Here is a 9062-nt window from a genome sequence, read left to right as displayed (position 1 = left end):
GCGCGCACACCCGCGGTCTGCCTCGTCGGCAAGACGCATGACTTCCATGTCTCCACCGCCCTCGGGATCTCGCTGGAGGAAAACCTCGAGAACATCTCGCGCTCGGTCGCGCATCTGGTGGCCGAGGGGCGCGAGGCGCTGTTTGACGCCGAGCATTTCTTCGACGGCTGGAAGGCCGACCGCGACTATGCGCTGAAATGCGTCCATGCGGCGCTGGAGGCCGGCGCCCGCTGGGTGGTGCTCTGTGATACCAACGGCGGCACCCTGCCGGTCGAGATCGGGCGCATCGTCGAGGATGTCATCGCCTCGGGCGCGCCGGGGGATCGCCTCGGCATCCATACGCACAACGACACCGCCAATGCGGTGGCGGGCAGCCTCGCGGCAGTCGATGCGGGCGCGCGCCAGATCCAGGGCACGCTGAACGGGCTGGGCGAGCGTTGCGGCAACGCCAACCTGATCACCCTGATCCCGACGCTGCTGCTGAAGGAACCCTACGCCAGCCTCTACGAGACCGGCGTGTCGCGCGAGGCGCTGGTCAACCTGGTGCCGGTGTCGCGGCTGCTCGATGACATCCTGAACCGGGTGCCGGTGAAGCAGGCCCCCTATGTCGGGGCCTCGGCCTTTGCCCACAAGGCGGGGCTGCATGCCTCTGCGATCCTCAAGGATCCTTCGACCTATGAACATATCGACCCGGCGCTGGTCGGCAATGAACGTGTCATCCCGATGTCCAACCAGGCCGGGCAGTCCAACTTGCGCCGCCGCCTTTCGGAAACCGGGCTGGAGGTCGAAAAGGGCGATCCGGCGCTGGCCGAGATCCTGCGGGTGGTGAAGGAGCGAGAGGACCAAGGCTATACCTACGACAGCGCCCAGGCCAGCTTCGAACTGCTGGCGCGCAGGGTGCTGGGCCGGATGCCGGCGTTTTTCGAGATAGACCGCTATCGGGTCAGCATAGAGCGGCGGCAGAACGCCAGGGGCGAGATCGTCACGGTCTCCGAGGCGGTGGTCTCGACCCTGATCCAGGGCGAGAAGATCCTCTCGGTCTCGGAAAGCCTCGACGAGGCGGGCAATGACCGTGGCCCGGTCAACGCGCTGTGGAAGGCGCTGGCCAAGGATCTGGGCGCCTACCAGGGGCAGATCGGGGACATGCGGCTGGTCGACTTCAAGGTCCGCATCACCCAGGGCGGCACCGAGGCCGTCACCCGCGTCATCATCGACAGCGAGGACGGCGAGGGTCACCGCTGGTCGACCGTCGGCGTCTCGCCCAACATCGTCGATGCCTCCTTCGAGGCGCTGGTCGATGCGGTGCGCTGGAAGCTGCTGCATGGGCAGCAGGCGCGGCAGGCGGCGGAGTAGCGACCGAGGGCCCGGGTGCGGGCGGGGGACGGCGCGCGAAGGTCGCGCCGGGCCCCGGCCGGTCATCGCTGCGCCCAAAGGCCCCCGGGCGATGACTTGCAGACTTGCCTCCCGGGGGCTACCTGCCAGACCAGTACCCCTGCCGGGATGTCACAGCAGCCACCGGAGAGCCCCTTGACCGAGTTCCACTGGAGCGATGACCTGACCGCCTGCGCCGAACTGGTCGAGCGCGGCGATGCCGCCCGTTTCCGCACCACCATGGCGGCGCCGCCCGAGGCGCGGCTGGCGCTGTTTCCGCTCTGGGCCTTCAACATCGAGGTCTCGCGCGCGCCCTGGGTGACGCAGGAGCCGATGATTGCCGAGATGCGGCTGCAATGGTGGCGCGATGCGCTGGACGAGATCCGCCTGGGCGAGGGGATCCGCCGGCACGAGGTGGTGACGCCGCTCTCGGCGCGCCTGACCCCGGAGGGGGCCGGGCTGCTGGATCAGCTGATCGAGGCCCGCCGCTGGGATATCTGGAAGGAGCCCTTCGAGGACGAGGCGCATTTCCTCCGCTATCTGGACGCGACCTCGGGCCACCTGCTGCGCGCCGGAGCCGGGATGCTGGGCGCGGCGCTGCCCGAGGTCGTGGCGGCGGATGCGGGCTTTGCCCTGGGGCTGGCCGCCTGGTTCCGGGCGATCCCGGCGCTGGAGGGGGCGGGCCGCATGCCCTTGCCCGATGGCCGCGAAAGCGCTGTGGCAGGGCTGGCGGCCGAGGGCCTGACCCGTGCCGCTGCCGCACGCCGCGCGCGGCGCGAGGTGCCGCGCGCGCTGGCGCCGCTGTTCTATGGTCTGCCCGAGGCGGTCGCCGTGCTGAAGCTGGCGCAGGCGCAGCCCGGTCGGGTGGCCGACGGCGCGCTGGAAACGGCACCGCTTGCACAACGGCTGGGGGTGCTGAAGGCAAGCCTCGGGCGCTGGTAACAGGGCAGGAAGGAGATCTACGCCTGTGTCAGCTCCGCAAGATCCTTCCGGCAGGAGGGCGTGGGCGGGTTGCAGGTTCGGCAGGCGCAACCCGGTCGCGTCGCTGACGGCGCGCTGGACGCGGCGCCGCTTGCGCAACGGTTGGGGGGGGCGAGGGCAGGCCTCGGGCACTGGTCGCGGGGCAGGTGGGATATCTCCCACCCTACGCCTGTGTCAGGTGATTGCGCCGAGGGTCCCTCCCGCGCGATGTGCAGATCCTTCTGCGGGTCATAAGCGGGACGACCGCCCTGCGATGTTGGACGGAGGAGCAAGTGCCCAGCAAGGGTGCCGGAAACGGGGGGCTATCTCAACTTCGGTCCCAAAGGGCCAGAGTGCGCTTCGGAAAGAACCGGACGCCCCACACCCCTCCCGCATCAGCGCAGTAGGGCATGGCTGCCGCCGTGCCGCGCCGGAGCCCGCCAGGGGTGTAGGGTGGGAGATATCCCACCTTTGCGCACCACCTGGTACCGGTCTCAGGCCCCGAGCGTCTCGGCCAGCACCCAGGCCTCGTAGGCGGCATTGGCCTGCACCTCGTGGCGCAGCACCGCGGGCAGCTCGTAGGGATGCCATTGCAGGATCGCCGCCTCGACCCGGTCGCCCAGCTCGACCCGGGTCTTGACCCGCAGCGAGTACTCTTCCTCGGCCTTCACCTCTCCGTCCCAGCGGAACAGGCTGACCACGGTACGTGACCGGTTGGCGCAGGCGATCAGGCGGGCGTCCAGAAGATGCGCGGCGATCCGGTCGGCCACGCCGCGGGCGGGGCAGAGGGTCTCCAGTTCCAGGATCATGCGGGCTCTCTCCCTGACAGCGCTCGGGCCGGTCAGGTGCCGGCCGCTTCATCCTCTTTCGGTCGTAGCACCAGCCAGATCAGCGCGCCACCCGCAAGCACCAGCAGGGGGGCCATGGCAAGGTTCACCGCGCTCCAGCCTGCCTCCGCGGAGGCAGCCGAGCAGTTCATCAGCCCGCCCGAGGCCAGCGAGGCGCAGGTGACGCCGCCAAAGACGATCAGGTCGTTGAGGCCCTGCATGCGGCCGCGCTCGGCCGGGGTATGGCTCTGGGCCAGCAGGGTGGTGGCGCCGATGAAGCCGAAGTTCCAGCCCAGCCCCAGCAGGATCAGCGCGCCGAAGAAGTTTTCCAGCTGCACGCCCTGCAGGGCCACGGCCCCGGCGCCGGCGAGGATCAGCAGGCCCGCGCCCATGATCTTCTCGACCCCGAAACGGGCGATCAGGTGGCCGGTGAAGAAGCTGGGGATGTACATCGCCAGCACGTGGGCGCTGACCACGTCGGCGGCATTGGACTTGTCGAAGCCGCAGCCGACCACGGCCAGCGGTGTCGAGGTCATCACCAGGTTCATCAGCGCGTAGGAGACCATGCCGCAGATCACCGCCACCGCGATGCGCGGGGTGCTCAGCAGCTGCCAGCGGGTCCGCCCGGGGGCGACTGCGGCGCTGGCCGAGGGCTGCTCGGGGCGCGGAATGTCGAGGAACGAGAACAGGATCGGCCCGGCGAGGTTCAGCGCCATGACCAGCAGGTAGGTGCCCATGAAGGGCACCAGCAGCGCGTCATTGGTCAGCTTGCCAAGCTGCGGGCCCAGAAGCGCGGCGATCAGCCCGCCCGCCATGACGTAGGAAATCGCCTTGGGCTGGAACTCGGGGCTGGCGGTATCGGTGGCGGCGAAGCGGAAGAAGCCCTGGGTCGACATGTAGGTGCCGGTGAAGAGCGAACCGAGCAGGAAGATCGCGAAGCTCTGCTGGAACAGGCCGATGGCCGCCACCAGCGCCCCGAGCGCGCCGAAGCCCGCCCCGATGCTGAACCCGGTGCGCCGCCCGTAGCGCTGCATCACCCCCGACACCGGCGTCGCCGAGAGCATCGAGCCCAGCACGATCATCGAGATCGGCATGGTCGCCAGGCAGGGGTTCGGTGCCAGCTGCTGCCCGGCCAGCCCGCCGATGGTGAAGATCATCGGCATCTGCGCCCCCAGAAGCGCATTGGCCAGGATCAGCACGGTCACGTTTCGGCGCGCGCGCGCATCGGGGGCGGAGGGGGCGGTCATCTCACTCATGCCGATGGCGTAGCGCGCCGCCCTGCCTGCGGCAAGAGGCATGCATGTCGCGCCACCGCGCGATCGGGGCTGCGGTTGTGCGGGGCCTTGCCGGGCGCGAGGCGGCGCTGCATGGCGGTCGGGGCGCCACTTGCCTGGCCGCGGACGCCCTGCGCCTGTCAGCTCAACCCTCAGGCGGTGTCACGCCCCAGCGGATCGAGGTCTCGCGGTGCCGCTCCGGCGGCCATGGACTGCCAGTCCAGTGCCTGCCGCATCAGCACGTTGCGCCCGATGCAGAGGATCGCCGGCGGCTCGATCCGCGCGGTGGCGATATCGGCGACCATGTGGCCAAGGGTCGTCTCAAGCACCTTTTGCCCCGGCAGGGTGGCATTGCTGACCACGGCGACGGGCTCATCGGCGGGGCGCCCGGCCGCCAGCAGGGCGGCGGCGATCACCGGGGCATGCTTGATCCCCATGTAGACGACCAGCACCTGTGCGCCCTTCGACACCGCCTCCCAGTCGATCGAACCCGGCGCCTCGCCGGTCTGGTCATGGCCGGTCAGGAAGGTGACGGACTGGTTGACTTCGCGGTGCGTGACCGGGATGCCCGCATAGGCCAGCCCCCCGATCCCGGCGCTGATGCCGGGCACGATGCGGAAGGGCACCCCATGCTGCACCAGCGTCTGCGCCTCTTCGCCGCCGCGCCCGAAGACGAAGGGATCGCCCCCCTTCAGCCGCAGCACCCGCTTGCCTGCCCGCGCCAGCGCCACCAGCCGCAAGGAGATATCGGCCTGTTTCGCCGAGGGCTTGCCGCCGCGCTTGCCGGCGAAGATCCTCTCCGCCTGCGGCGCCCAGTCCAGGATGGCGTCGGAGACCAGCGCATCATGCACCACCACATCCGCCTGCCTGAGCGCGTTCAGCGCATGCAGGGTCAGCAGCCCCGGATCGCCGGGACCGGCTCCGCAGAGCCAGACGCAGCCGGGCTTCAGCTCGGGCCAGTCGGAGGGGGGGAGGGTGGTCTCGTTCATGCGGGCAATATGCCTGCGCGCGCCGCAAGGCGGTAGAGGGCAGGCGCAATAAGAACCCGGGCTGCCGGCACCCCGGTCCAGGCGGACCAGCGTTCCTGCCGCAGCGCCACAGGCGAAACCACCGCCCCCTCCGACAGCCCCGGGGCAAACATCTCGCCGGGGGCCTCCTCCGCAGACATCCTTCCCCCGGGGGGCCTGTCCCACCTGCCTTCCGTCAGCTTGCCGCGGGTCTTCCGGGGGGGGGGCGGGTGCTCCGGCCGGGGCCGCTTGCGCCCTTGCCAGACTCCCGCCGCCGGCTAGGATGCGCCCGACCCCAGCCGGAGCGCCCATGGCCGAGATCCTCGACGACATCGACACCCTGGCGCGCGGCGCCGCCTGGCTGGCCGCGACCGATCCGGGCCTGGCCCGCATCGCCACGCCCCTGCCACCCCTGCGCCGCCGTGCCCCGGGCTTTGCCACGCTTCTGCAGGCGATCATCGGCCAGCAGGTCTCGACCGCCTCGGCGGCGGCGATCTGGGCGCGGCTGGAGGGCGCCGGGCTGACGGCCCCCGCGCCCGTTGCGGCGGCAGGCGAAGAGGGCCTGCGCGCCTGCGGCCTGTCGCGGCCCAAGATCCGCTACGCGCTGGCGCTGGCCGGGGCGGGCACGGATTTCGACGCCCTCGCCGATCTGCCCGATGAAGAGGTCATCGCCCGCCTCGTCGCGCTGCCCGGCATCGGGCGCTGGACCGCCGAGATCTATGCCACGGTAGCGCTTGGCCGGGCCGATGTGATCCCGGCGGGCGATCTGGCCTTGCAGGAGGCCACGCGGCTCCTTTACGGCTTGTCCGAGCGGCCCTCGGAGGCGGCGCTGCGCGACCGGGCCCTGGCCTGGTCCCCCTGGCGGGGTGTCGCGGCGCGCCTGCTCTGGGCCCATTACGCTGTCGAGAAGAAACGGGAAGGGGTCACATGACACGGGTTCTGAATGCCGAGCGGCGCGAGGCGCTTTCGGGCGAGACACGGTCGGCGGTGGTGTTTCTGCATGGCTATGGCGCCAATGGCGCCGACCTGCTGGGCCTCGCCGATCCGCTGGCCGAGCACCTGCCGGACACGCTGTTCATCGCCCCCGATGCGCCCGAAAGCGTGCCGGGCGCGCCCTTCGGCTTCCAGTGGTTCCCGATCCCCTGGATTGACGGCTCGTCCGAGGAAGAAGCCGAACGCGGGCTGATCGCCGCCTCTGCCGACCTCGATGCCTTCCTCGACGCCTTCATGGTCGACGAGGACCTGCTGCCGGAACAGGTCTGCCTTTTCGGCTTCTCGCAGGGCACGATGATGGCGCTGCAGGTGGCGCCGCGCCGCGAGGATCCGGTGGCCGGGGTGGTCGGCTTCTCGGGCCGGCTGCTGCGTCCCGAGCTGCTGGCCGACGAAGTGGTCTCGAGGATGCCGGTGCTGCTGGTGCATGGCGACGAGGACGACGTGGTCTCGCCCCAAAGCCTGCCGCTGGCTGCCGAGGGGCTGCAGGAGGCGGCCTTCAAGGAGGTCTTCGCCCATATCATGCAGGGCACCGCCCATGGCATCGCCCCCGACGGCCTGTCGGTTGCCCTGGCCTTCATGCGCGACAAATGCGGCTTCTGAGCGGGCTGTGCGATCCGGGATGAAGGGGAGGGGGTTCTGCCCTCCCGTCGCCGGACGGCGACAAAGGAAAGGTCGGGGGCTCCGCCCCCGTCAGGCTGCGCCTGACTCCCACGGAGTATTTTCAGCCATCGACTAGGTACAAGGGGGCGCCCGCGCGGGCGCCTTTCCCTATTCCGAGGCCACAAATACTCATGGCAACGGCGCAGGCCGCGCGCGGTGGCCCGGATCAGGCGTCGGGGAACCAGAGGCGCGGCTCGGCCAGTTCCAGGGAGTTGCCGGCCGGATCGCGGAAGTAGATCGAGCGGGCGCCGTCCGGCCAGTGGAAATCGGCCTCGATGGCCACGCCGGCGGCGTCGAGGTGCTCTTTCCAGGCCTGGATCTCGGCGGCGCTGGCGGCGAAGCAGAGGTGACCCTCGCCCGTCGCGCCATGGGGAGGGACCGGCAGGGAGGGATCGGAGCCACCCAGCAGGGTCGCCGCGGGCGCGAAGAGCAGCAGCACCACCTGGCCGAGGCGGAAGAAGTGATGCCTCCCCTCGACATGCAGGATTTCCTCCAGCCCCATCACCTCGCGGTAGAAGACCGCGGTCTCGGCGAGGTTCGGCGCGTAGAGCGCGGTTTCCAGCAGGGCGCCGGGCGAAGCGGGGCGTGGTGCGGCGAGGTCTGTCATGGCCCCAAAGGTAGCACGCCGGGGACGCAGGCCAAGTGGGTGGGCCAATCCCTTGGGCCAGGTGCGGGGCCTCGGGCGGGCGGATCGCCGCCCGAGGCAGGGCGATGGCTGTGCGCAAGTCTTCTGTTTGTCATTTCAGCGTTACCCTCGGCAGGTAGGGCTTTGGCCATCGGCTTACATATCATGGGGCTTGCCAGCGTCCCGACGCGATATATAGTCGAAGTGACTGGATTTCAGACGTCTGCCCCCGGGGTGCGACGTCACACTGGGGCGGGTCCCCCGCCCGGGTGCCGAAGACGGCAGGCAGGCGGGAGCGCGGCGCAGATGGACGGTGACTTCAGACGAGACTTCGTGAGAGAGCCCGCGGCTCTCAGGCAGCATCCAGCGCTGGTGCTGAACGCCGATTACCGGCCGTTGTCCTACTACCCGCTGTCGCTCTGGCCCTGGCAGGAGGCGATCAAGGCGGTCTGGCTCAACCGGGTCGATATCGTCGCCGAGTATGATCACTGGGTCCGCAGTCCCAGTACCGAGATACGGATCCCCTCGGTCGTCGTCCTGAAAGATTATGTCAAACCCCAGAAGCGCGTGGCTTTCACGCGCTTCAATCTTTTTCTGCGGGACGAATTCGCCTGCCAGTACTGCGGTGCCAAGGGCGACCTGACCTTCGATCACGTGGTGCCGCGCGCCAGCGGGGGCATCACCAGCTGGGAAAATGTCGTTGCCGCCTGCGCGCCCTGCAACCTGCGCAAGGGCTCGAAGAGCCTGCGCCACGCGGGCATGTCGCTGCGCAAGCCGCCGCGGCCGCCCTCGGCCGAAGAGCTGCGCAACATGGGGCGCCGTTTTCCGCCCAACCACCTGCATGAAAGCTGGCTGGACTTCCTCTACTGGGACGCCGAGCTGGAGGCCTGAGGCCACTGCTCAGCCGGCCATCCAGCCACCGTCGACCATCAGGTTGTGCCCGGTGACGAAGGTCGTCGCAGGGTCGGCGAGGAACAGCACCGCCTGGGCCACATCCGCCGGGCGTCCGAGACGCGGCAGCGGGGTGCGGGCCTCGGAGTAGGCGATCATCTCGGGGGCGATGGCGGGGCCGGTCTTGCCGGTCAGGATCTTGCCTGGCGAGACCGCGTTGCAGAGAATCCCCTCGGCGGCATGTTCCACCGCGATCTGGCGCATCATCTGCAGGACCGCCGCCTTCGAGACGCCATAGGCGAAGCCGCCGGGCGAGGCGATCATGCCGTGCTGCGAGCCGATGATCACCATGCGGCCCCGCACCTCGTCGCGCGTAGGCTGGTCCAGCATCTGCGCCAGGGCCGCCCGACAGGAGGTTGAAGACCCCGTCGACATTGACCGCCATGACCCGGCG

General features: G+C 69.9%; 10 protein-coding genes. 5 read left to right on the top strand and 5 right to left on the bottom strand.

The features are described from left to right. Positions 1–1353 (top strand): citramalate synthase (gene cimA / locus OS124_RS0111900; RefSeq protein WP_010139867.1); only part of this gene is annotated, 1353 nt, incomplete at its 5' end. Positions 1354–1527: 174 nt separating this feature from the next. After that, positions 1528–2313, top strand: coding sequence for a squalene/phytoene synthase family protein (locus tag OS124_RS0111895; RefSeq protein ID WP_010139866.1), 786 nt, complete (start codon positions 1528–1530; stop codon positions 2311–2313). 512 nt (positions 2314–2825) lie between these two features. Here OS124_RS0111895 and cutA read toward each other — a convergent pair. The 3 genes from cutA to cobA form a co-directional block, all read right to left on the bottom strand. Further along, on the bottom strand, positions 2826–3140 hold the full coding sequence (gene cutA, locus OS124_RS0111890) for a divalent-cation tolerance protein CutA (protein WP_010139865.1): 315 nt from the start codon (positions 3138–3140) through the stop codon (positions 2826–2828). 32 nt (positions 3141–3172) lie between these two features. Continuing rightward, positions 3173–4405: an MFS transporter gene (locus OS124_RS0111885; RefSeq protein ID WP_010139864.1), complete on the bottom strand. Its 1233-nt coding sequence runs from the start codon at positions 4403–4405 to the stop codon at positions 3173–3175. A 179-nt stretch (positions 4406–4584) separates the two neighbouring features. After that, entirely contained in the window at positions 4585–5421 is an 837-nt protein-coding gene (gene cobA / locus OS124_RS0111880; protein WP_010139863.1) for a uroporphyrinogen-III C-methyltransferase, read from the bottom strand. 328 nt (positions 5422–5749) lie between these two features. Between cobA and OS124_RS0111870 the strand changes: the two genes are divergently transcribed. Both OS124_RS0111870 and OS124_RS0111865 read left to right on the top strand, forming a co-directional pair. Continuing rightward, on the top strand, positions 5750–6370 hold the full coding sequence (locus tag OS124_RS0111870) for a DNA-3-methyladenine glycosylase family protein (RefSeq protein ID WP_010139861.1): 621 nt from the start codon (positions 5750–5752) through the stop codon (positions 6368–6370). Then, positions 6367–7032 (top strand): alpha/beta hydrolase, encoded by a 666-nt coding sequence (locus tag OS124_RS0111865; RefSeq protein WP_010139860.1) that lies wholly within the window; start codon positions 6367–6369, stop codon positions 7030–7032. Before OS124_RS0111870 ends, OS124_RS0111865 begins: the two co-directional genes overlap by 4 nt. A gap of 226 nt (positions 7033–7258) precedes the next feature. On the opposite strand, the gene OS124_RS0111860 is transcribed toward OS124_RS0111865, so the two are convergent. Beyond that, positions 7259–7699, bottom strand: coding sequence for a VOC family protein (locus OS124_RS0111860; RefSeq protein ID WP_010139859.1), 441 nt, complete (start codon positions 7697–7699; stop codon positions 7259–7261). Between the two features lie 324 nt (positions 7700–8023). On the opposite strand from OS124_RS0111860, the gene OS124_RS0111855 reads away from it, so the two are divergent. Next, positions 8024–8608, top strand: a complete 585-nt coding sequence (locus tag OS124_RS0111855; protein WP_029375379.1) for an HNH endonuclease — start codon at positions 8024–8026, stop codon at positions 8606–8608. 9 nt (positions 8609–8617) lie between these two features. Here the strand turns inward: OS124_RS0111855 and OS124_RS24490 are convergent. Next, positions 8618–9062, bottom strand: a 445-nt coding sequence (locus tag OS124_RS24490) for an SDR family NAD(P)-dependent oxidoreductase (protein ID WP_138919513.1), incomplete at its 5' end; no start/stop codon positions are given.

Origin of the sequence: Oceanicola sp. S124 (assembly GCF_000220565.1) — a bacterium.
Taxonomy (GTDB): Bacteria; Pseudomonadota; Alphaproteobacteria; order Rhodobacterales; family Rhodobacteraceae; genus Pseudooceanicola.
This window is presented reverse-complemented; position numbering and strand designations above follow the sequence as displayed.